The 23,542-nt window shown below is 68.5% G+C and carries 8 protein-coding genes; 3 read left to right on the plus strand and 5 right to left on the minus strand.

From position 1 onward, the window contains the following. Positions 1 to 32: 32 nt before the first annotated feature. On the minus strand, positions 33 to 317 hold the full coding sequence (locus ACOFKW_RS04125; RefSeq protein WP_419816083.1) for a FeoA family protein: 285 nt from the start codon (positions 315 to 317) through the stop codon (positions 33 to 35). A gap of 96 nt (positions 318 to 413) precedes the next feature. Beyond that, positions 414 to 2,984, minus strand: coding sequence for an aminopeptidase N (gene pepN, locus ACOFKW_RS04130; protein ID WP_419816084.1), 2,571 nt, complete (start codon positions 2,982 to 2,984; stop codon positions 414 to 416). 161 nt (positions 2,985 to 3,145) lie between these two features. On the opposite strand from pepN, the gene ACOFKW_RS04135 reads away from it, so the two are divergent. Genes ACOFKW_RS04135 through ACOFKW_RS04145 form a run of 3 tightly spaced genes read left to right on the plus strand, consistent with a single transcriptional unit; the run spans position 3,146 to position 7,425 of the window. Further along, complete coding sequence (locus ACOFKW_RS04135; RefSeq protein WP_419816085.1) at positions 3,146 to 4,348, plus strand: M48 family metallopeptidase; 1,203 nt, start codon at positions 3,146 to 3,148, stop codon at positions 4,346 to 4,348. Between the two features lie 5 nt (positions 4,349 to 4,353). Beyond that, positions 4,354 to 5,142 (plus strand): SDR family NAD(P)-dependent oxidoreductase, encoded by a 789-nt coding sequence (locus ACOFKW_RS04140; RefSeq protein ID WP_419816086.1) that lies wholly within the window; start codon positions 4,354 to 4,356, stop codon positions 5,140 to 5,142. Positions 5,143 to 5,145: 3 nt separating this feature from the next. Then, positions 5,146 to 7,425 carry a xanthine dehydrogenase family protein molybdopterin-binding subunit gene (locus ACOFKW_RS04145; RefSeq protein WP_419816087.1) on the plus strand — a complete coding sequence of 760 codons (2,280 nt, stop codon included), beginning with the start codon at positions 5,146 to 5,148 and terminating at the stop codon, positions 7,423 to 7,425. 1 nt (position 7,426) lies between these two features. On the opposite strand, the gene ACOFKW_RS04150 is transcribed toward ACOFKW_RS04145, so the two are convergent. The 3 genes from ACOFKW_RS04150 to ACOFKW_RS04160 form a co-directional block, all read right to left on the minus strand. After that, on the minus strand, positions 7,427 to 8,338 hold the full coding sequence (locus ACOFKW_RS04150; RefSeq protein ID WP_419816088.1) for a DMT family transporter: 912 nt from the start codon (positions 8,336 to 8,338) through the stop codon (positions 7,427 to 7,429). Next, entirely contained in the window at positions 8,335 to 9,372 is a 1,038-nt protein-coding gene (locus ACOFKW_RS04155; RefSeq protein WP_419816089.1) for a threonine aldolase family protein, read from the minus strand. Before ACOFKW_RS04155 ends, ACOFKW_RS04150 begins: the two co-directional genes overlap by 4 nt. Before the next feature lie 126 nt (positions 9,373 to 9,498). Next, positions 9,499 to 23,475 carry an autotransporter-associated beta strand repeat-containing protein gene (locus ACOFKW_RS04160; RefSeq protein WP_419816090.1) on the minus strand — a complete coding sequence of 4,659 codons (13,977 nt, stop codon included), beginning with the start codon at positions 23,473 to 23,475 and terminating at the stop codon, positions 9,499 to 9,501. Positions 23,476 to 23,542 lie beyond the last annotated feature (67 nt).

Consider the following 23,542-nt stretch of genomic DNA (forward strand, 5'->3'; position numbering starts at 1 on the left):
CCCCGCGCCTGGCGCGGCGGCCAGCACGGTGGTCACTCGGCGGCCTCGAGGTAGACCGGCCTCGACATCGCGTTCGCCGGCTCGACCGCGATCATCGCCGCCAGCGTCCGGCGCAGGGCGATGACCATGTTGCCGACGCGCACCGCCAGCGGGCCGCCGGCCGGGCCGATGTGCAGCAGCTCGACGTCGACGCCGTCGTCGAAGCCCATCTCGTGCAGCCGGCGCGTCGTCACCGGATCGACGTCGAGGGCATCGACGCTGGCGATGGTCGCCTGCTCGCCGCGCCGGAGGTCGAGGATCGTGCGTAATCCACTCATGCGCGCCGATATAGCAGGATGCGAATGCGTTTGCGAACGATTATCATGGCTGTGGCGCCGTCATCCCGGCGCACGCCGGGATGACGACAGTGCCCGCTACGCCAAGCTCTTCGACGCCATCTCGAAGACGTCCTTCGACAGGTTCGGCACGGCGAGAATACGGTGCAACTCGCCCTGCATCAGCAGCGCGCGTTGCGCATCGAAGCGGCGCCAGCGACCCAGTGGCACGACCAGCCGCGCCGCAGTCTGCGGATTGACGCCGTCGACCGCCAGCACCTGGTCGGCAAGGAAGCGGTAGCCGCCGCCGTCGATCGTGTTGAAACGCAGCTGGTTGACGCCGAACGCCCCGACCAGCGAGCGCAGCCGATTCGGATTGGCAGTGGCGAAGTCCGGATGCCGGGTCAGGTCGAACACCGTCGCCAACGTATCCTCGCGTGTCGACATCGCCTGCACCGAGAACCACTTGTCGATCACCGACGGGTCATGGGCGAAGCGCGCGTGGAAATCGGCCAGCGCCCGCTCGCGCTCCGGCGCCTCGCTGTTGGCCAGCACGCTGAGCGCCGCGATCCGGTCGGTCATGTTGTCGGCGCCGTCGTACTGCGACCAGGCTGCCGCGACCGCCTCGGCCGAGCCGGTGGCCATCAGATAGCCGAGAGCGACGTTGCGCAACCGGCGTCGCCCCTTGGCCTCGGGCGTCATTTCATAGCGGTTCGCCGCATTGCCGCGGTAGGCGGCCCACCATTTGTCCTCGAGCTGTGTCGCTGCCGCCAACCGCGCCGCGTCGCGCCGCCGGTGGATCGCATCGACATCGACGACGGCGGCCTGATCGCCGATAAACGCCTCCGAAGGCAGCAGCACCGCCTCGGCGATGAACGCCGCGTCGAGCCGCGAGTCGAGCGTCGCACCCAGCGCCGCGACCAGGTCGTCCGCTGGACCGTCGCTCGCCAGCACGTCGAGTGCCAGCCGCTGCAGCGCTTCGTAGCGGGCGAATGGATCGTCGTCGTGCGCCGACAGGAACGCCAGGTCGGCGCGCGTCGCCTCGGTCTCGATGATCACCGGCGCCGAAAAGCCGCGGTTGATCGACAGGATCGGCAATTCGGCGATGCCCTCGAAGGTCACGGTCGCCGAGGCATCGGTGAGCTCGACCAGACGCTCGTCGCCGAGGCGCTCGCCGGTGCGGCGCCCGAACAGCGCGATGCGCAGCGGCAGATGGACGGGCAGCTTGCCTTCCTGACCGGGTGTCGGCGGCGTCGACTGCTCCAGCCTGAGCGCCACCGTAGCGCTCAGCGGATCATGGGTCAGCGTCGCCGAGACGCGCGGCGTGCCGGCCTGCTCGTACCAGCGGCGGAACTGCGTCAGGTCGCGCCCCGACGCCTCTTCCATGGCGCAGACGAACGCTTCGCAGGTCACCGCCTGGCCGTCGTAAAGCTCGAAATAACGGTCGGTGCCGGCGCGGAAGCCCTCGGGCCCCAGCAGCGTGTGAAGCATCCGGATGACCTCGGCGCCCTTGTTATAGACCGTCGCAGTGTAGAAATTGCCGATCTCGATATAGTGATCCGGGCGGATCGGATGCGCCATCGGCCCGGCATCCTCCTGGAACTGCACGGCGCGCAGCGACCGCACGTCGTCGATGCGGCGCACGGCGCGGGAGCCCTGGTCGGCGGAGAATTGCTGGTCGCGAAAGACCGTCAGGCCCTCCTTCAGCGACAGCTGGAACCAGTCGCGGCAGGTGACGCGGTTGCCGGTCCAGTTATGGAAATACTCGTGCGCGACGACCGCCGCGACAGCGTCGAAATCGGCATCGGTCGCGGTCTCGACATCCGCCAGTATGTACTTGGAGTTGAAGACGTTGAGGCCCTTGTTCTCCATCGCGCCGAAGTTGAAATCGGCGACCGCGACGATGTTGAAGACGTCGAGGTCGTACTCGCGGCCGTAGTTGCGCTCGTCCCAGGCCATCGAGTCCTTGAGCGCCTGCATGGCATGGGCGCAGCGCGGGAGGTCGGCCTCCGCCACCCAGATCGCCAGGTCGACGGTGCGGCCCGACATGGTGACGAAGCTGTCGCGGAACGCGTGGAGGTCGCCCGCGACCAGTGCGAACAGATAGCAGGGCTTGGGCCAGGGGTCGGTCCACTCCGCCCAATGCTTGCTGCCGTCCACCCCGGTCGCGCCCGCATTGCCGTTGGCGAGCAGGATCGGATACCTGGTCGCGTCGGCAGCCATGCGCACGGTGTAGCGCGACAGCACATCGGGCCGGTCGGGGAAGAAGGTGATGCGGCGGAAGCCCTCCGCCTCGCACTGGGTGCACAGCTTGCCGCCCGACGCGTACAGACCCATCAACCGGGTATTGGCCGCCGGATGCGTGACCACCAGCGTCTCGACCACCGCGCTGTCGCCGGAGATGTGCAGGGTCAGCGTGTCACGCCCGGGCCGCGTCGTGTCGGCGACACCGTCGACGGTCAGCGACTGCAGCTCCAGGTCCTGCCCGTCGAGCACCAGCGGCCGGTCGTGATCGCCGTTGCGCGTCACCGTCAGCCGGGCGCGGATCGTGGTGCGCTCCGGCGACAGGTCGAAGTCAAGCTCGACGGTCGGCACCAGCCAGTCGGGCTCGCGGTAGTCGGCGAGCCGAACCGTCTGGGGCAGCTGCGGCGTGGCATAGGCTTCGAGCATTGGGTACTTTCGAAAATTGGCCGTGTACAACCGGGTACATAGGGGGCGCGTCACGGCGCGTCATCCCCGGCCAAGGCGGGGCGCGCCGATGCCGCGTCGGGCGGCGCTGTTGCTCCAGCCGCCGCCTGTGTTACGAAGACACGACACTTCGAGGGTTATTCATGGCCTTGCTTGCCGCTGCATTCGACGTCGACGCCGCGACCCGCGCCTATTTGGCGACCCTCAGCGGTGCGGCACGGGCCAAGTCCGACAGCTATTTCGAGGGCGGCTACTGGCTGATCCTGTGGAATGCGGTGGTCGGCATCGGCATCACGCTGGCGCTGCTCCGGCTTGGCTGGATCGGGCGGCTGTCGGCCTGGTCGCAGCGACTGACGCGCGGGCGGATGTTCCTGGCGACATTGGTGTTCGCGCTCGCCTTCCTGCTGCTGACGACGCTGATCGGGCTGCCCTGGACGCTCTACACCGGCTTCTTCCGAGAGCATCAGTACGGCATGTCGACCCAAAGCCTTGCTGCGTTTGCCGGCGACACGCTCAAGGGCATGGCGATCGGCGTGCCGCTGACCGCATTGATCATCGCGGGAGTGATGGCCGCGGTGCGCCGGTCGCCGCGGTTCTGGTGGTCCTATGCAGCCGTACTGACCATCGCCTTCCTGGCCTTCGGCATCGCCGTCGCGCCGGTCCTCATCGAGCCGCTGTTCAACAAGTACACGCCGATGGCCGAGTCACCGCTGCGCACCGCGATCCTCAAGATGGCGCAGGCCAATGGCGTGCCCGCGACCAACGTCTATGTCGTCGACGCGTCACGCCAGACGACGCGCGTGTCCGCCAACGTCGCCGGGCTGGGCTCGACCACGCGTGTCGCGCTGAACGACAATCTGCTGAATACCCACGACGATGCCGGCGTCCTCGCCGTCATGGGCCATGAGACCGGCCATTACGTGCTCCACCACATCGCCAGCCTGATCGTCAGCCTGGCGATCGTCGTGCTGCTCGGCTTCATCACCATCCAGGTCGTCGTCCCCGGGTTGATCGCCCGCAATCCCGGCTGGGGCATTCCCGGCATCACCGACCCCGGCGCGATCGCGGTGGCGACGATGGTGCTGACCCTGTTCTTCTTCCTCGCCACCCCGGTGACCAACACGATCACCCGGTTCCACGAAGCCCAGGCCGACATCTTCGGCCTCAACGCCGCGCGCGCTCCCGATGGATTCGCCCGCAGCGCCATCCGCCTCGGCCAGTACCGCAAGCTGGAGCCGACGCCGTTCGAGGAGGCGGTGTTCTTCGACCACCCCTCCGGCTACACCCGCATCCACCAGGCGATGCAGTGGAAGGCCGAGCACCTCGGCGAACCGGGAGTGCAATAGCCGCCATGCCGCACCTGCTGATCTTCGGCCTCGGCTACACCGCGTCGCGCCTCGCCACCCGGCTGCGCGCCGACGGCTGGGAGGTGACCGGGACGTCGCGCGCCACCCTGCCGCTCGACGATCCGCGCACCGTCTCGGCAATCGCCGGCGCCACCCACATCCTGTCGAGCGTGCCGCCCGGCGCCGAGGGTGACCCCGTCCTGGCGCTGCACACAGAAGCCCTCCGCACGGCCCCGGCCCGGTGGCTCGGCTACCTCTCCTCGACCGGGGTCTACGGCGATGCGGCGGGCGCCTGGGTCGACGAGGCCTCGCCCGTCGGTGGTGGCCGCCGCGACGCGCGCACCGCCGCCGACCTCGCCTGGCAGGCGCTCCGCCCCGACGTCCGCATCTTCCGCCTGCCCGGCATCTACGGCCCCGGCCGCTCGGCGCTCGACCGGGTCGCCGCCGGTACCGCTACCCGCGTCGATGCACCGACCGGCCAGGTGTTCAGCCGCATCCACGTCGACGACATCGTCGCCGCAGTCGTCGCCAGCTTCACGCGCGGCGCGCCCGGCCTCTACAATCTCGCCGACGACGAGCCCGCCAGCGGCAACATCGTCACCGAACACGCCTGCGACCTGCTCGGCCGCCCCTACCCGCCGCTGTCGCCGATCGCCTCGCTCAGCCCGATGGCGCAGGGCTTCTACGCCGAGAACCGCCGCGTCGCTGCGACCAAGATGAAGCGCGACCTCGGGCTGAGGCTGCGCTATCCTGACTATCGGTCGGGCCTGCGCGCCTGCCTTGCGGAGAGATAGAGCATGAAGTTCGGTGTCGGCCAGTCGGTCAAGCGTGTCGAGGATGTCCGCCTGCTCACCGGGTTGGGGCGGTTCACCGACGACGTCCAGGTCGCGGGCGAGCTGTACGCCACCACCCTGCGCTCTCCATATGGCCACGCCCGCATCACCGCGATCGACACGACGGCGGCCAAGGCCGTGCCCGGCGTCGTCGCGGTCTATACCCATGCCGACATCGTCCAGTACGGCGACGTACCCTGCATGGTGCCGCTGTCGGGCCCGCTGAAGACGCCGCGGCTGCTGCTGACCGGCGACACCGTGCGCTTCGTCGGCGACGGCGTCGCCTTTATCGTCGCCGAGACCCGCGAAGCCGCCCGCGCCGGCGCCGACGCCGTCGAGATCGACTATGAGGAGCTCCCCGTCGTCGCCTCGATCGAAGCCGCCATCGCCGAGGGCGCGCCCAAGGTCTGGCCCGACGCCGCCTCCAACAGCATCTTCGACTGGCAGGTCGGCGCGGCCGACAAGGCGGCCGAGGGCATGGCCGCCGCCGCGCACGTCACGCGGTTGCGTATCGTCCAGAACCGCGTCGCCCCGACCTCGATGGAGGTTCGCGCCGCGCTCGGCCAGTGGGACGAAGCCAGCGGCTTCACCCTCCACGTCGGCAGCCAGGGCGTTGCCGGAATGCGCGGCATCATCGCCGGCGGCATATTGAAGGTCGAGCCCGACCAACTCCGCATCGTCACCGGCGACGTCGGCGGCGGCTTCGGTATGAAGTCGTTCGTCTATCCCGAATATGCGCTGGTCCTGCACGCCGCGCGCGACCTCGGCCGCCCGGTAAAATGGACCGGCGACCGCAGCGACGCCTTCCAGACAGACACCCACGGCCGCGCCATGGTCAGCGACGGCGCGCTCGGTTTCGACGCCGACGGCCTGATCACCGCGATGACCGTCGAGACGTGGAGCGACCTCGGCGCCTATCAGTCGCAGTTCGGCCCGGCGATCCAGACCATGGCCGGCGGGCGCATCATGGGCGGCGTCTACCGCATCCCGGCGATCCACAACCTCGTCCACGGCATCGTCACCAACACCACGCCGGTCGACGCCTATCGCGGTGCCGGACGGCCGGAATCAGCCTACATCATGGAGCGGTTGATCGAGGCCGGGGCGCGCGACCTCGGCATCGGCGTCGACGAAATCCGCCGTCGCAACCTGCTCCGTCCCGACGAGCTGCCGCACGACAACGGCATCGGCCTCAACTTCGACATCGGCAACTTCCCGGCGGTGCTGGCGAAGTCGCTGGAGCAGGCCGACTGGCAGGGCTTCCCGACGCGCAAGGCGGAAGCGGCGCGCAAGGGCCTGCGCTATGGCCGCGGCATCGCCTATTATGTCGAGATCGCCGGCGGTGGCTCGCAGGACGAATATGCCGACGTCCGCGTCGCCGCCGACGGCATGGTCGAGGTCGCGGTCGGCACCCAGTCGAACGGCCAAGGCCATGAAACCGCCTATGCGCAGGTCGTCAGCGAGCGCCTCGGCATCGACGTCGAGAGCATCCGCATCGTCCAGGGCGATACCGAGCGTCTGGAAGTCGGCAGCGGCACCGGCGGCTCGCGCAGCATGGCGTGGGGCGGCGCGGCGTGCCAACTCGCCGCCGACGACCTGATCGTGCGCGGCAAGGAACTTGCAGGCCCGCAACTCGACGCCACCGACATCGACTATGCCGAGGGCGTGTTTCGGGCGCGCGGCACCAACCGCACCACCAGCTTCGGCGAACTCGCCGCCGCCCATCCGGGCGCCCTCGACGGCCGCGCCCGCTACAAGCCCGACGCGCCCAAGCCGACCTTCCCCAACGGCTGCCACATCGCCGAGGTCGAGATCGACCCCGCGACCGGCAAGGTCCGCGTCGCGCGCTACGGCCTCGTCGACGATTTCGGCGTGCTGGTGAACCCGATGCTGGTGCTGGGCCAGATCCACGGCGGCGTTGCGCAGGGGCTGGGCCAGGCGCTGCTCGAGAACATCGTCTATGACGACGCGGCGCAGTTGCAGACCGGCAGCTTCATGGACTACGGCATCCCGCGCGCCGACGACATGCCCGACGCGATCACCTTCACGACGCTGGGCACGCCGTCTCCGACCAATCCACTGGGCGTAAAAGGCTGCGGCGAAGCCGGCACCATCGGCGCGATGCCGTCGGTGATGAACGCGATCATCGACGCGCTCGACGGCACGCAGCTCGAGATGCCCGCGACGCCGGAGAAACTGTGGCGGTTGTGCCGGTCGCTGGAGGTCGCGCAGGCGGCGGAGTAGCTCAGCCCCGGCTGCGCAGCGCAATCACCAGGCCGGCCAGCGCCAGCACCCCGCCGCACACCGCGAGCGGGGTCCAGACATAGGCTTCGAATACCGTCGACAGCGTCATCGCCACCACCGGCACGATGACGTTGACGTAGCCCGCGCGCGCCGGCCCGATGTTGCGGATCAGCGAATAGTACAGCCGGAACGCCAGCGCCGAGGCGACCAGCCCGAGGTACAGCACGCCCAGCACATAGCTCGGCTGTGCGCTGGCGGTCGGTGTCCCCGCGGTGGCGAAGGCGAAAGCCGCGTTCAACAGGCCGCCGTACAGCAGCGCCGTCGTCAGGAACGCCTCGAGCGGCATGCCGCGGACGCGCTGGCTCGCCTGCATGACGTTGGCGACGCTGGCGCTGAGCATCCCCGCCACGGCCAGCCCGAGACCGAGCGCGGTGGTGCCGCCGCCGAGGCCGAGGTCGGGACCGACCAGCATAACCAGCCCGGCAATCCCCATGACGCTGCCGAGCACGAAACGCCCGCTGATCGGATTGCCGAGAAAGATCCGCGAAAGCACCGTGTTGGGCACGATCAGCAGCGAAAAGACCAGTGCCACCAGCCCGGAGGTGACGAACCGCTCCGACTGGTAGACGAAGTTGAAATTGGCGACGAACTGCAGCACCGCCGCGCCGCCGGCAAAGGCATGGCCGCTGGCTCCGAGGCGCAGCGGCCGCCGCATCACCAGGCAATAAACCAGCATCGCCACCCCGGCTACGAGGAAGCGATAGGCAACCGACCAGGCGATCGGTACGGCGACGATCTGATGCTTGATGACCAGCCAGGTCGAACCCCAGATCAGCGTCAGCAGCACGAATTGTACCACGGTCGCCGGGGTCACCAGCCGCCGGGCCGGGACCGACACCAAGGGTGCGTTCACGACGGCAAGGCGGCGATCGCCTCCGGCAGCGCGGCGATGGCACGCGCCAGAGCATCGATCTCGGCCGCCGGCGTGTCCCAGGCGACGACCAGCCGCGCCTCGCCCGATCCGGCATCGCCCCAGTCGTAGAATTTGAAGCCCTGCGCCCGCAGGCTTTCCGAATGGCCGCCAAGGTCGACGAACAGTTCGTTAGCCTCGACCGGGTGCATCAGCCGCGAACCGGCAGCCGCGGCAAGCCGCGCCGCCCCGGCATTGGCCGCCGCGGCATTGCGCGACACCGCGCCGCTCTCGATCATCGCCAGCAGCTGCGCGGCCTGGAAGCGCCCCTTGCTCGGCATCTGGCCGGCGCGCTTGCGGCGGAAGCGCAGATCGTCGGCGAGCGACTGGTCAAACACCACGATCGCCTCCGCCGACATGCCGCCGTTCTTGATCATGCCGAAGCTGAGTGCCGCAGCCCCGGCCCGCCAGCTGATGTCGCCGGGATGGCAGCCGAGATGGACCAAAGCATTGGCGAAGCGCGCACCGTCGACATGCAGCCGCCAGCCGCGCGACCGGGCATAATCGCCGAGCGCCGCCATTTCGTCGGGCGTGTAGGCGGTGCCGGATTCGGTCGCCTGGGTCAGCGACAGGACGCGGGGCTGGACCTGGTGGACGTCGCCGCGGTGGCTCGCCAGCCCGGCGGCGATGCCCTCGGGCGTCAGCTTGCCGTGCGCCCCATCGACCAGCAGCAGCTTGGCGCCCCCGGTGAAGAACTCCGGCGCACCGCATTCGTCGACATGGATGTGCGCCTCGCGGTGCGTGACGACGGCGCCATAGGGCGGCACCATCGCAGCGAGGCTCAGGGCGTTGGCGGCCGTGCCGGTCGAGACGGCGAACACCGTGCAGGCGGTGCCGAAATACTCGCCGAACACGGCGTCGAGCCGGGCGCTGAGCGTATCGCCGTCATAGGCGAAGGGCTGCGCGGCATTGGCGGCGACGACGGCGGCGATGACCTCGTCGCACGCGCTGGCGGCGTTGTCGGAGAGGAAGGTCATGATCTGGCGTCCAGCGGCTGGGCCCCGCAGGCGGCGCGGAGGCGAGGCTGCTGGCTAGAGACGCGCACGCCGGAGGTCAATCACGACCCCCGGCGCGTCGAGGTTCAGGCGTTGGGCAGCCGGTGATCAGAACCCGACCGACAGCGTTGCCTTGACGCCGTTGTCGCTGTTGTTCTTGCCGATCACGCCGGTGTAGCCGACGCCCAGCGAGCTGTTCTTGCCGATGTGGACGTCGACCCCGGCCTCCCCGGCGAAGGCGCTCTTGTCGAGTGCCACCGAGCGGATGCCGGCGTTCTGGTTGGTGCCCTGGATCGACAGGCTGGCGATCGGCGCACGGTCGCCACCGGTGTATTGATAACCCAGCGAACCGCGCAGCGAGGCCGTCTTGCCGATCTCGGTGCTGGCGCGCAGGCCGACCGTGGTGAAGGTCGCATCGTACTTCTGCTTGCCCGAGACCAGGCCCGCAAAACCGCCGCTCTCGGCTAGGCCGTCGACGTGATAGGCGACATAGGCGAAGCGGACGAACGGCTCGACCCGGGTCTTCTCGGCGGCGGCGAGGTCGTAGGCGATGTCGCCGAAGACCTGGTAGCTGGTGCCGCTGGTGTGCCCGGTCAGGACCTGCGTCAGGCCGGGTACGGTGATCGCCCGGCTGCTGTGCGTCTTGACGCTGCCGACCGAGGCACCGACCGCGAGCGAGAAGCCCTGGCCGCTGCGATAGCCGCCGTAGATGCCGCCGCCGGTGGTCTTGACCTTCGACGTGCCCAGGATGCGGGTGTCGACCTTGCTCTCCAGCGCATTGAACAGCGCGCCGGCCTTCCAGGTGCCGCTGGCGATGTCGATGCCGACCAGCACGCCCTTGGTGTCGATGTCGAGCTTGGCGCCGTTGCCGTCGCTGTCGGTGTTACCCCATGAGCCGACCGCGCGGCCCCAGCCGGCAATGCCCGTCTCGCCCGCTGCCCTGGACGAGGCGTCGTTGCCGCCATTGCTGCCGGTGCCGGCGCCGAGACGATCAAGTGCCGCCTCGCGGACATGGCGGGTGTCGGTGAGTGCCTGGCGGCTGTCGGCGCTGTGGATCTCGCCGGTCAACTGGTTGAGCGCCGCACCCAGGCCCGCGCCCTGCAGGTAGAGGTTGTAGAACGCCTGCGGGTTGAAGCCGGCGGTGGTGGCGCGGTCGAAGGCGGTGGCGCGAGCCAGCACGTTGGCACTGTTCGGCCCGGTGCCGAGCAGCGCGACCAGCGAGTTCGGCACCAGCTTCAGCACCAGGTCGTTGGCGCCGTAGGTCAGGGTCGGTGCGAAGGCCGGGCCGAACAGCGTCAGCGCCGGCGCGACGAAGGTGCCCGTCCGGCCACCCGCCGCCGATAGCAGCGTGTAGCTGGTGTTGAACAGATACTGGCCGGTCGTCGCCGTCAGCACGAGGTTGCCGGCCAGGTTGGCGGTGCCGCCGATGGTGACCCGGTCGGCCGTGGTCGGCAGGACATTGACCAGCAGGGTCGATCCGGCCTGGAACGACGCATTGCCCGACACCGTCAGCGTGCCGGTGGCGAGGTCGACGGCGCCCGGCGAGACGACCGAACCCGATGCGGCGACCAGCCCGGCGATGCTGCCGGTGCCAGCCAGCGTCGTGCCGGTCGCGGCGGTCACCGTCGAGGCGGAAAGTGCACCGGCCACGGTCAGGCGGCCACCGGTGAGCGAGGTCGCCCCCGACACGGTGTTGACGCCGGTCAGCGTCAGGTTGCCGGCGCCGATCTTGGCAACCGTGCCGGTGCCCGAGATGACCGAGGCGTACGATGCATCGACCGCCTGGTTGAAGACCAGCGCGCCATTGTCGACGACATTGCCGCTGCCGAGCCCGGCGACGGCCGAGTTCAGCGTGCCGGCAGCGATCGTCGTGGTGCCGGTCCGGGTGCTGGCCCCGGTCAGGAACAGGGTGCCGCTGCCGGTCTTGGTCAAGGCTGCCGCGCCCGAGGTTGCGCCCGACAGGGTCAGCGCGAAGGCCTGGGTGTCGACGCTGCCGGCGCCGCTGGTGACGACGGCATTGGCGAGGGTCAGCCCGGCGACGCCGGCCTGCAACGTGCCCGCCGTGATCGTCAGCGCACCGGTGCCGAGGGCCGCTGCATTGGCGACTGCCAGCGTGCCGGCGGCAAGGCCGGTGCCGCCCGTGTAGGTGTTGGCTGCCGACAGGGTCAGCGCGCCGCTGCCGATCTTGGCCATCGAGCCGCTGCCGCCGATGATGCCGGTCAGCGAGAGCGCCAGGGCCTGGGTATCGACCGTCGTCGCGCCGACCAGCGTCACGGCGTTGGCGAAGACCAGCCCGGTGACGGCCGCCTGCAGCGTCGTTCCGGTGTTGACGGTCAGCCTGCCGGTGCCGAGGGCGCCGGCCGAGCCGATAGCCAGGGTGCCGCTGTTGATCGCGGCACTGGCGAAGCTGTTGGTGCCGTTCAGGCGCAACGTGCCGGTGCCGACCTTGGCGATCGAGCCGGCGCCACCGATGTTGCCGCCGAGCGTCAGCAGCCCGGCGCCCGAGTCGAGCTGGCCGACACCCGCGGTGATGATGGCGTTGGCGACGACCAGCCCGGTGACGCCGGCAGCGAGGCGCGTCCCGGCGGCCATGGCGACGATGCCTGAGCCGGCCGCGGTATCGGTACCCAGCGTCACGCTGCCCGCCGCAATGGCGAGGCCGTTGAAGCTGTTGGCGCCGTTCAGGACCAGCGTGCCGGTGCTGGCCAGTGAGCCGTTGCCGGTGACCGGACCGGCGAGCGTGAAGCTGCCCTTGGTCGAGTCGATGGCGACAGCGCCGCCGCTGACCGCGACCGAATTGGCGACGACCAGCCCGGACACCCCGGCGGCGAGCGTCGTGCCGCCGATCAGGTCGACGGTGCCGATGCCGGCCGCGGTGTTGGTGCCGAGGGTCACGGTTCCGCTGAGCACCGCGAGGTTGGTGAAGCTGTTGGCGCCGTTCAGCACGAGGTTGCCGGAGCCGATCTTCTCGATCGAGCCGGCACCGCCGATGTTGCCGGCGAGGGTGAAGACGCCCGCGCCGCTGTCGACATCGGCGCTGCCGACTGTCGTGATGGCGTTGGCCAGCGTCAGGCCGGTGACCGTAGCCGCCAGCGTCGTCGCGTGCTGGATGGTCAGGAGACCGGTGCCGAGCGCGGTGTTGCTGCCGACGCCCAGCGTGCCGAACCGCAGGTCGGTGCCGCCGGTGTAGGTGCTGGCGCCGCTCAGGTTGAGCGTGCCGTTGCCGAGCTTGCGGAAAGAGCCGGTGCCGCCGATCGGTGCCGAGATGTCGGTCGTCGCGCCATTCGCCACGAAGATGAAGGCGTTGCTGTTGGTGACCAGGCCACCGCTGCCGGTCGCCTTGACGCTATAGCCGTCGATCGCGAAAGCGAGACCCTGGAAGCTTTCCGCGGTATCGAGGGTAACCACGCCGGCCGTGCCCTGGAAGCGCGCGATGCCGCCCTGCCAGCTGCCGTTGAGTTCGCTTGGTGAAGGCTCGGTCCAGTTGGTGGCGAAGGTGCTCCAAGTGCCGGTGCCGCCGCTGATCACGCCGTTGCCGATGCCGTCCGCGCCGTCCCAATATTGCACGAGGGTCCCGGGTGCGGTGACCAGCAGGTTGACCTGGCCGGAAACCAGCGTCTCGACGACGCCGGCACTGGTGCCGGGCAAGCTGACGATATCGAGGCCGTGGTCGGTCAGCGCGCCGCCGTAGCTGAACAGTTCGTAGATGCCATTGCCGAAGGTCAGCGACGGCGCGACGGTCAGCTTGCCGTCGAGGGTGAGGTCACCCAGCACGACGGTCAGGTCGTTGTAGAGGCCGCCGATCGTGTTGACCTCGGCGAGGTCGAGCTGGACCAGGCTGGTGTCGTGCAGCGTCAGCGAGCCGAAGGTCAGCGTGCCGGGCGAGTTGCCCGCGGCGAGGATGCCGCCGTCGGCGATGTTGACGCTGCCCGCGATCAGGCCGTGGCCGCCGAGCGTCGCGCCGCTGGCGACGGTGACCGCGGTCAGGCCGAGCATGCCGTCGACCAACGTCTTGCCTTCGTTGAGGGCGGTCGCGCCGGTGTAGGTGCTGGTGCCGCCGAGCGTCAGCGTGCCGGTCCCGGTCTTGGTGATGCCGCCCGCGCCGGTGATCGCGCCACCGAGCGTCAGGTCGTAGGCCTGGGTGGCGATAGTGCCGAGGCCCGCGGTGACGATGTCGTTGGCGACGACGAGGCCGGTGGTTCCGGCCTGCAGCGTGGTGCCATCGGCCAGCGTCAGCGCGCCGGTGCCGAGTGCGGTGTCGGCGCCGATCGTGATCATGCCCTCGGCCAGGTTGGTCCCGCCGGTGAAGTCGTTATTGCCGGTCAGGACGAGATTGCCCGCCCCGAGCTTGGCCAGCGGGCTGTCCCCGGTAACCAGGCCGCTCAAGGTCAGCGTCGTCGCGCGGGTATCGATGATGACCGCAGCGCTCTCGTCGACCAGGATCAGGTCGAACCGGTTCGCCAGCGTCAGGTTCGTCGCACCGGCGACCAGCCTGGAGTCGGCGAACAGGTCCACGGTGCCGAGGCCGAGCGCGGTGTCGTTGCCGACCACGAGGGTGCCGCCCGAGTGCGTCGTGCCGCCGGTGTAGCTATTGGCGCCGTTGAGCACGAGCGTACCATTGCCGCCGGTGTTGATCTGGCCCGCGCCATCGATGACGCCGTCGAGCGTGAAGGTCAGGTTCTGCGCATCGAGCGTCGAGACGTCGTTGGTGGTGATGCCATTCGCGACGACCAGATTGTCGACGCCGGCGCGCAGCACGGCAAAGCCGTTGATCGTCAGCTGGCCGGTGCCGAGGGCCGTCTCGTGTCCGATGGCCAATAGGGTCGAGTTGAGTTCGGTGCCGCCGGTGTAGCTGTTGGCACCGTTGAGGGTCAGCCGGTTATGGCCGGCGGTCTGCAGCGTGCCGGAACCGTCGATGACGCCGTCGAGGGTCAGCCCGAAGCTTGCGGCGTCGATGGTGTCGCCCCCGGTGAGGGTGATCGCATTGGCGAGGACGAGGTTGTCGACCCCGGCCCGCAGCGTGGTGCTGTTGGCCATTGTCAGGGCGCCCGCGCCGAGTGCGGTGTCGCTGCCGACGACGATCGTCCCGTCGGTCAGGCTGGTCCCGTTAATGTAGCCGTTGGCGCCGTTCAGGACGAGCGTGCTGCCGCCCGTCTTGACGATCGAGCCGGTACCCGAAACGGCGCCGTTCAGGGTCATCGTGTAGACGCCGGTAGCGATCGTATCGATGTCGGCGGTGACGATGTCGTTGGCCAGGATGACATCGGCGCCGGCCTTCAGGGTCGTGCCACCGGTGAAGGTCAGCGCGCCGGAGCCGAGCGCCTCGTCGTTGGCGACGGTGATCGTGCCGGCGGTGAGGGTGGTGCCGCCGGTATAGGTGTTTACCGCGTTCAGGACGAGCTCGCTGGCGCCGCGCTTGTCGAGCAGGCCGCCGTCGATGCTGCCGGTCAGGGTCAGTGTCCCGGTGCCGGAGTCGATACGATTGGGGCCATTCAGCGAAATCGCGTTGGCGATCACCAGCCCAGACACGCCGGCGCTCAACAGGCTGTCGTTGCCCATGTAGATCGAGCCGCCGCCGGCAGCGGTGTCGGTGCCCAGCTCTACCGCTCCGTGCAGGACGTACAGCGTGTGGAAGCTGTTGTCGCCGTTGAGGATCAGCGTGCCGGGATTGCTGGTGACGAGGTCGCCGGTGCCGCCGATGTCGCCATCCAGCGTCAATGTCGTGGCGCTCTGGTTGACGAGGACGTTGCCGGTGAGGTCGATGGCGTTTGCGACGACCAGGTCGTCCGCATCGGCGCCGAGATAGGTGTTGGCGGCCAGTTTCAGCTGTCCGGTGCCCAGCGATCCGCCATTGCGGATCTGGACGCCGCCCTGCGTCACGTCGGTGCCGCCGGCATAGCTATTGGCTTTGAACAGGGTCAGGGTGCCATCGCCGGTCTTCTTCAGCTGCGCATTGCCGGAGATCACGCCGTCGAGCTGCAGGTCGCTGCCCGAAAGCACGTCGATCGTGTCGACCGTGCCCAGCGCCGAGGTGTGGATGGCATTCATCAGATAGGCGACGGTGCCAGTGCTGCCGAGGGTGCTGCCGCCGCCGAGGGTCAGGACGCCGGTGCCGAGCGCCGAGTCGCCGCCGACGATCAGCGTGCCTGCCGTCAGCGTCGTACCGCCGGCGTAGGTGCTGGTGCCGGTCAGGGTCAGCGTGCCGAGGCCTTGCTTGGCCAGCGAGCCGGTGCCGGTGATCGGGGCATCGATTGTTGCGGTGACGCCGGTCCCGGTCGCGACGAAGCTTGCCACGCTGGTGTCGAGCGCGCCGCCGACCCCCGCCGCCAGCACATAGCCGGTCGTGGTGAACTGCAGGTCGTGGATCGCCTGCGAGCCGGTGATGGTGACGGTACCGCTGGCTGATCCGCCGAAGGAGGCGAGGCCGCCCTGCCAGCTGGCGTTGAGCGTGCTGGGTGCCGCTGTCGTCCAGTTGGTGTTGCTGGCGCCCCAGCTGCCGGCGCCGCCGCCGATGCTGCCGTCGCCGGCCATGTCGCTGCCGTCCCAATACTGGAGCAGGACGCCAGGTTGGGTGACGATCAGATTGACCTGGCCCGCGACCAGCGTCTGGATCACGCCGCCGAAAGTGAGCGGCAGGCTGTCGATCATCAGGCCGCTGCCGCTCAGCGCGCCACCGTAGGAGATGAGGTTGTAGACACCCGTCGAAAAGGAATTGCTGTCGGTGACCGTCAGATGGCCGTTGAGCGTCAGGTCGTGGGTGACGACGATGTGATCGTTGAAGGTGCCACCCGAGACATTGGCCTCGCCGAGGTCAAAGTCGAGGAACGAGTCGCTGCCGAGAGCCAGTCCGCCGACGGTGATCGTGCCGGGCGAGTTGCCGGGCGCAAAATGGCCGCCGTCGGCGACGATGACGTTGCCTGCGATGGTGCCGGCACCGGACAGGGTGGCGCCGCTGGAGACGGTGACGATACCCGCGCCGGTCAACGCTCCGTTGACCGCAAGGCCGCCGAACGCGACGGTGGTATCGCCGGCGTAGGTGCTGATGCCGGACAGGTCGAGAACCCCGGCGCCGTCCTTGGTAAAGCCGCCCGAGCCAGTGATCGCGTTGGTCAGGGTCAGGGAGTCGGCGGTGCCGATCTGGTTGCCGGTCCCGGTCAGCACGACTGCGTTGGTCAGCACCAGCGGGCCGTCGCCGAGCAGCGTGCCGCCGCCGTTGAGGTTGACCGCACCGATCCCGAAGGATTGGGTGTTGGTGGCGACGACGGTGCCGTTCAGGACGTTGGTGCCGCCACTGTGAACGTTGGCGCCGGCGAGGTAGAGCTTGCCGTTCTGGATCGACAGGGCGCCGGCGCCGCCGATGATGCCGGACAGGGTCGTGGTACGACCTTCCAGCTCGACCGTCGTCGCGCCGGCCAGGTCGATGCCGTTACCGATATCGAGCGCCACTCCACCCACGACCAGCGTCGTGTTGGCGTAGGTGGTCACGTCGCCGTCGCCGAGCGACTTGTCGTTGATGACACGGACTGCGCCAGCCAGGATGTCGGTTCCGCCGGTGTAGGTGTTGATGCCCGACAGGGTCAGCCCGCCGGCGCCGCTCTTGAAAAGCTTGCCCGCCCCTGAGACGATGCCGGACAGCGTGTCGTCGTCGGTCATGGTGTCGACAGTGCCGCTGGCCGTGAGGTTGATGGCGCGGTCGCTGGCGATGACGCCGTTCAAGGCCAGCGTTCCGCCGACCGTGCCGAGGAAGCTGACCGCGCCCGCCGTGGTGCCGAGGGCGGCGTTCGAGGTCGTCTCGACACGCGCACCGCCCGAGATGTTGGTGGCGGCATAGGCGTTGAGGATGTTGGTCAGGTGCAGCGTGCCGGCGCCGCTGGCGTTCAGGTCGTGACCGCTGATGATGCCGCTGAGCGTCGAGTTGAAGCCGCCCAGTGCGACGGTCGTCGTGCCGTTCAGGACGATGGCATTGGCGATGTCGAGGCCGGTGACCCCGAACTGCAGCGCCGTCGACAGCCCGGCGACGAAGGTGATCGCATTCGCGCCGGCCGCAGCGTTGGCGCCGAGCCGCAGCGTGCCGTCGCTGACCGAAGTGCCGGCGTAGGCGTTCAAGGCGTTGTTGAGCGTCAGCGTTCCGGTGCCGGTCTTGGTCAGCGCACTGCCGAGGATCTTGCCGCCGAGGACCAGGCCGCTGGTGCCGGCATCGATGGTGGCGGTGCCGTCCAGCTGGACCGCGTTGCCGAGGGTCAGCGCCGCCGCGCCACTGGCGATCAGCGAGGTGACATTGTTCATCGTCAGGGTGCCGCTGCCGAGTGCGCTGGACTTGGCGACGGTGATGCTGCCCTGGTCGAGGACGGTGTCGGCATAGCTGTTGGCCGCCGTGCCCGCCTTGCCGATGGTCAAGTTGCCGGTGCCGGACTTGGTCAGGCTGCCCGCGCCGCCGACGATGCCCTCGAGGACCAGCGTGTTCGACCCGGTGTCGATGGTGTCGATGCCCGCGGTGGTGACGTCGTTGGCGAGGTGGACGGTCGCGGCCGCCTGCAGGGTGGTCCCGCCGGTGAAGACGAGGACACCGCTGCCGAGCGCGCCGTCACTGGCGACGGCGATGGTGCCGGCCTGCAGCAGCGTGTCGTGATAGCTGTTGGTGCCGCTCAGCGTCAGCGTGCCGGCGCCGGTCTTCTGCAGGTCGCCAGAGCCGCCGATGCTGCCCCCGAGAGCGAGCCTCGAGGCCGTGCCGATGGTGTCGACGATGCTGGTCCCGGCAGTCGTGACCGCGTTGCCGAGCCCGAAATTGCCCGAGGTCTGCAACGTCGTCAGGTCGGAGAACACCAGCGTCCCGGCGCCGAGCGCGTCAGTGGCACCAATATCGAGCGTGCCGTCGGCGAGATTGGTGTCGCCCAGATAGCTATTGCCTTGATTCACGGCGAGGGTGCCGGTGCCCAGCTTAGTCAGGCCGCCGCTGCCGGTCAGATTGCCGTCGAGCGTGACCAGATGGGCGGTGTCGATGCTGCCGCTGGAGGTCAGGACGATCTCGCGTGAGATGATCAGCGCGGCGTCGGCGCGCAGGATACCGTTGCCGATGCCGGCGAAGGTCAGCGAGCCCGCGCCGAGCGCCGCGTCGTCGTTGATCGCCAATGTGCCGTCGGCGATTACGGTCTCGGCCTGGCTGTTGGCCTGGTTCAGGACCAGTGTACCCGCGCCCGACTTGACCAGGCTGCCGGCGCCGGAAACGGTGCCGCCCCAGACGACGCTGAGGCCGGCGCCGGTGACGAAGCTGGTGTTGGCGTTGGTGACGATCAGGTCGCGCGTGGTGGTGAAGCCGGCGGTGGCGATGAACGAACCCGCCGTCGTGCTGGCGAAGGTCACCGCGCCTGCACCGTTGCCGAGATTGGCATCGGCACGGACGGAGAGGTCGCCGCCCTTCAGGAAAGTGCCGCCGCTATAGTCGTTGAGCCCCGACAGGACGAGCGTGCCCGCGCCGATCTTGTGCAGCGCGTCGCCCTGGAGAACGCCGGACAGGGTCAGCGTCGAGCCGTTGCTGTCGATCGCCGACGCGCCGGTCATGGTGATGGTGTTGGCGACGACGAAGGTGCCGCGCGCCTGCAGCGATGCGCCGCTGGCCAGCGTCACGTCGCCGTTGCCGAGCGCCTTGTTGTTGCCGATGCCGACGATGCCCTGGGCGATATCGAAATCGCCGGCGAAGGTATTGGCGCCGCCGAGGACCAAAGTGCCGTCGCCGGACTTGACCAGACCATTGGCCCCGGTGATCCGCGCGTCGATGGTGGCGAGGACATTGCCGTCGAGCTTGATCTCGCCGGTGGTGTTCGGGGTCAGCTCGCCGCCGGCGTCGCTCAGCACATAGCTGTCGGTGGTGAAGTACAGCATGTCGAAGCCGAGCGTGCTGGCGACGGCGACGGTGCCGGCCGTGGTGCCGCCGAAGACGCCGGTGGTGTTGGCCCAGGCGGTGATGCCGGTAAAGGCGGTATTGGTCCAGTTGGTGTTGCCGATATTCCAGGTGCCGCTGCCACCGTCGAGGGTGCCGTCGCCGTGCGGGCCGGTACCGTCCCAATACAGGATGCCGCCGCTGTTGACGATCAGATCGACGCGGCCGAAGGTCGACCAGTCGAGCATCAGATCGCCGGCGGCATAAGCGATCGGGATCGTGCCGAGAATGGCAGTACGGTTGGTCAGCACGCCGCCATAGTTGATCAGCCGGTAGGTGCCGAGCGTGAAGCCGGGTAATGCGGCGATGTTGATCACGCCGCCGAGCGTCAGATCGCTGGTGACCTCGACCCGGGCATTGGTGCCGCCGGGCGCACCGAGCTGGAAATTGGTGATCGCGTGGTCATTGAGGACCAGGTTGCCGAAGGTCAGGACAGCCGGGCCGTTGGTGGGCGACAGGATGCCGCCATCGAGGATCGTCACGGTGCCGGTGGTCGAACCGAGCCCGCTGAGCGTCGCGCCGCTGCCGACGGTGATATCCGCGACGTTCGCGCCGGCGATGTCGAGGCCGCCCTGCCGAACGCTGGTCAAGCCGGCATAACTGTTGTCGTTGCCCAGGGTCAGCGTGCCGCTGCCGACCTTTTCGAAGCCGCCCACGCCGGTGACGACACCGGCGAGGGTGAGCGCGCCGCTGCCGCCGATGGTGGCGTCGCTGCTGTTGAGCACGACGGCATTCGCCAGCGTGTACGCCGTTCCGCTATCGTTGCGCAGGCCGGCCGTGACGCCGGCGGTGATCGTGCCGATGCCGAATGCCGCGTTGTCGAGGATCCGCACGACACTCTCGTTGATCGATGTGCCGCCGGCATAGGTGTTGGCGTGAGCGATCGTGACATCGCCGCTGTTGGCGAGCACCAGGCCGCCGGTGCCGCTGACCAGGTGATTCAGGACGACGGTGCTGCCGTCGGCGACATAGGCCCCGGTGACCGGATCCACGGCAGCGCCGCTGGCGACGAAGTCCAGGGTGAGCGCGCCGGCGATATCGATGTCGCTGCCGAGGGTCATCGCCCTGACGGTGGTGCCGAATTGCAGCGTGCCGGTGCCGACGACCAGCTTGCCTGCACCGAACGCGCCGCCGTCCTCAATGATGATCCGGCCCGCGTCGAGGTGCGTGTCGCCGAGGTAGCTGTTGGCTGCGGCCAGAGTCAGCGTGTTGGCGCCGGTCTTGGTGAAGCCGAATCCGCCGGTGATGATCTGGCTCAGCTCGATATCGTCGCTGCCGCCGACGACGATGCCGGCTGCGTCGAGGGTGAAGACATTGCCCAGCGAGCGGGTCGAGCCGCTGACGTTCTGCAGGCTCGCATTGGCGAGCAACGACACGGTGCCGGTGCCGAACGAAGCGTCGTCGCCAAGCTGGATGACGACGTCGTCGACCGACGTGCCGCCACCATAGGAATTGACGCCGAGTGCGATCGTGCTGCCGCTGAACTCCACCCGGCCGAGCGCACCGCTGATCTCACCGTCCAAGGTGAGCAGCGGGCCGTTGCTGTTGATCCGGGCCCGGCCGAGCAGGACGATGCCGTTGGCGAGGGTGTTGGAGCCATCGGAGGACAGCGCTGTATCGTCCGCCATGGTGATTGCGCCGGTGCCGAACGCGTCGCCATGATCGAACTCGATGCCGCCCTGGTTGAGCAGGGTGCCGTTGGAATAGGTGTTGCTGGCGCCGAGGAACAACGAACCGACACCGGTCTTGGTCAGGATGCCGGTGCCGCCGACCACGCCGTTCAGGGACAGGCTCGTGCCGCTGCTTTCGATCGTCGCATCGCCGTCGAGGTCGATCTGGTTGGCAAGCTGGATACCGCTGTTGGCCTTCAGCGTCGTGCCGGCGTGCATGGTCAGCGTCCCGCTCGCCGCGCCCAGTGCAGTGTCGTTGCCGACCAGGATCGTGCCGCCCTCGAGGTCGATACCGCCGGTAAAGCTATTGCCGCCATTGAGTGCGACGGTGCCGGAGCCACGCTTGGTAACCGGGCCCGAACCATCGATGACGCTGTTCAGGGTGAACGCATGTCCACCGTCGTCGACGACGATCGCGCCGGACAGGGTCAGCGAATTGTCGAGTGTCGCGTCGACAGTAGCAGTCAGGTTGGTGTTGGCGGCAAAGGTCGCGGTGCCGGTTCCCAACGCGCCGTTGGCGCCGATGTAGACATCGCCCTCGTCGATCGTGCTGCCGCCGGTATAGCTGTTGGAGCCGTTCAGGATCAGGACGCCGGCCCCTATCTTGGCCAGCACGCCGCCGCCCGAAAGATCGCCCGACAAGGTCAGCTGGTTGCCGTCGGTGTCGAACGCAGCGGCACCGAGGACGACGTCGTTGCCGAGGTCGAGGGCCGAGACGCCCGTGACCAACGTGCCGCTGGTCATCGTCAGCACGCCGCTGCCGAGGGCATCGTTGCTGCCGACGATCATCACGCCACCGTCGAGGATGACGCCGCCGCCGAACAGGTTCGCCGCGTTCAGCGCCAGCGCACCATTGCCGAGCTTGGTCAGGCCACCGCCGCCGGTGATCGCCTGGGTAAGCACGAAGGTGTTGAGCGAATTGCCGATGGTGATGGCGCCGTTGCCGAGCAACTGGATGGCGCGATTGGTCGAGTTGAAGCTGGTCCCGGTCACCCGCAGATTGCCGCCGTCGAAGACCAGTGCGCCGGCGACGTTGCCCAGGCGATTGTCGTTGGCAACCGACACGGTGCCGTCCTTCAGGATGGTACCGCCGGAATAGGTGTTGGCGACGCCGAGCGTCAGCGTGCCGCTGCCGGTCTTGACCAGTGCGCCGGTCTGGGTCGCCGACACGTCGCGGACCGGGCCATTGAGCGTCACCGCGAAGGCATCGGTGTCGACCGTCAGCACGGCGTTGTCGATGCGGACGGAATTGCCCAGCGTTACAGGGGCATAGGCTTTAAGCGTCGTTGCCGCGGACACCCGTAACAGGCTGCTGCCGAGCGCGGTGTTGGTACCGACGCCGAGCGTGCCGCTGGTCAGGTAGGTCGTACCGCCGAAATCGTTGGCGCCCGACAGCAGCAGCGTGCCGGGTCCACCGGCGATGTACATGCCCTTGCTGCCGGAGATGACGCCGCGGAGATCGAGCGTCTTGCCGGTCGGCAGGTCGATGAACATCTGCGCGTCGAGCTGGATCGCGTTGGACAACAGCGTGTCGTTGCCGAGCGTCGACAGCTTCGAGCCGGTGACGAAGGTCAGCGTGCCACTGCCGAGGACGTTGTCGCCGCCGAGCACGAGGATGTTGCCGAACAGCTGGGTGCCGCCGCTATAGCTGTTGTTCGGATTGGTGATGGTCAGCGGGCCGCCGAGTTTGATCAAGGCGCCGCTGCCGTCGATCAGGCCGTTCAGGGTCGAGGCACCGCCGGCGAACCTGCCGTCGCTGGCCAGCGTGATGTCGTTCTCGAGGATCGTGCTGTTGGCGATCGAGGACAGGGTGCCGGCACCGGTGAAGGTGACGCGGCCGCTGCCGAGCGAACCGGTGTTGCCATAGGCCAGCGTGCCTCCGGAAATCTCGATGCCGCCGCTGTAGGAATTGACGCCGGTCAGGTTCTGCGTGCCGGTGCCGGTCTTGACCAGCTTGATCTCGTTGCCGACCGTCTCGAGGATGGTGCCCGAGAAGGCGCTGGTGACGCCGGCCGCGTTTGCCGTCGTCAGCACGACCTGGCCGCCGGTCAGGTTCTGGATCAGCCCCGAACCGTAGAAACCCTTGATGGTCTGGTCGAAGCCCTGGAGCTGCAGCGCCGAGTTGACGCGAGCCCGCGAGTTTGCCGACAGGGTGTTGACCGCGCCGGCGAACAGCGTGCCCGTCGTGATCCGCGTCTCGCCGGAGAAGGTGTTGAGGCCGGTCAGGGTCAGGCTGTTGAGGCCGAGCTTGTTCAGCATCAGGGTCCCGGCACCGTCCTGGAGCACGCCGGCGAACGTAAACGAGGCGGCCGGCGTGAGGTTCAGGATGCCGTTTTCGACGATCGTGTAGCCCAGCAGGCTGGTGTGATTCTCCGTCCCGCCATTTAAATCGAGAGTTTGGGCGGCAAGTGGCGAAGTCGCCAGCAGTGCCGCGCCCCCGAGCAATAGAGCCAATGGCTTGCGGAGGCTTTTGGCCAAGTCACGGCCCGCCACACGGTGAGCCCGGACTGCGCTCATGGAGAACGCGTCGCGTGACGAAATGATC

Source organism: Glacieibacterium sp. (genome assembly GCF_965200405.1).
In the GTDB taxonomy this organism is placed as follows: domain Bacteria; phylum Pseudomonadota; class Alphaproteobacteria; order Sphingomonadales; family Sphingomonadaceae; genus Glacieibacterium.

Excerpts from the sequence above, each read along its gene's own strand:
- ACOFKW_RS04125 (WP_419816083.1), bottom strand. The coding sequence starts at position 317 with ATGAGTGGATTACGCACGATCCTCGACCTCCGGCGCGGCGAGCAGGCG.
- pepN (WP_419816084.1), bottom strand. The coding sequence starts at position 2,984 with ATGCTCGAAGCCTATGCCACGCCGCAGCTGCCCCAGACGGTTCGGCTC.
- ACOFKW_RS04135 (WP_419816085.1), top strand. The coding sequence starts at position 3,146 with ATGGCCTTGCTTGCCGCTGCATTCGACGTCGACGCCGCGACCCGCGCC.
- ACOFKW_RS04140 (WP_419816086.1), top strand. The coding sequence starts at position 4,354 with ATGCCGCACCTGCTGATCTTCGGCCTCGGCTACACCGCGTCGCGCCTC.
- ACOFKW_RS04145 (WP_419816087.1), top strand. The coding sequence starts at position 5,146 with ATGAAGTTCGGTGTCGGCCAGTCGGTCAAGCGTGTCGAGGATGTCCGC.
- ACOFKW_RS04155 (WP_419816089.1), bottom strand. The coding sequence starts at position 9,372 with ATGACCTTCCTCTCCGACAACGCCGCCAGCGCGTGCGACGAGGTCATC.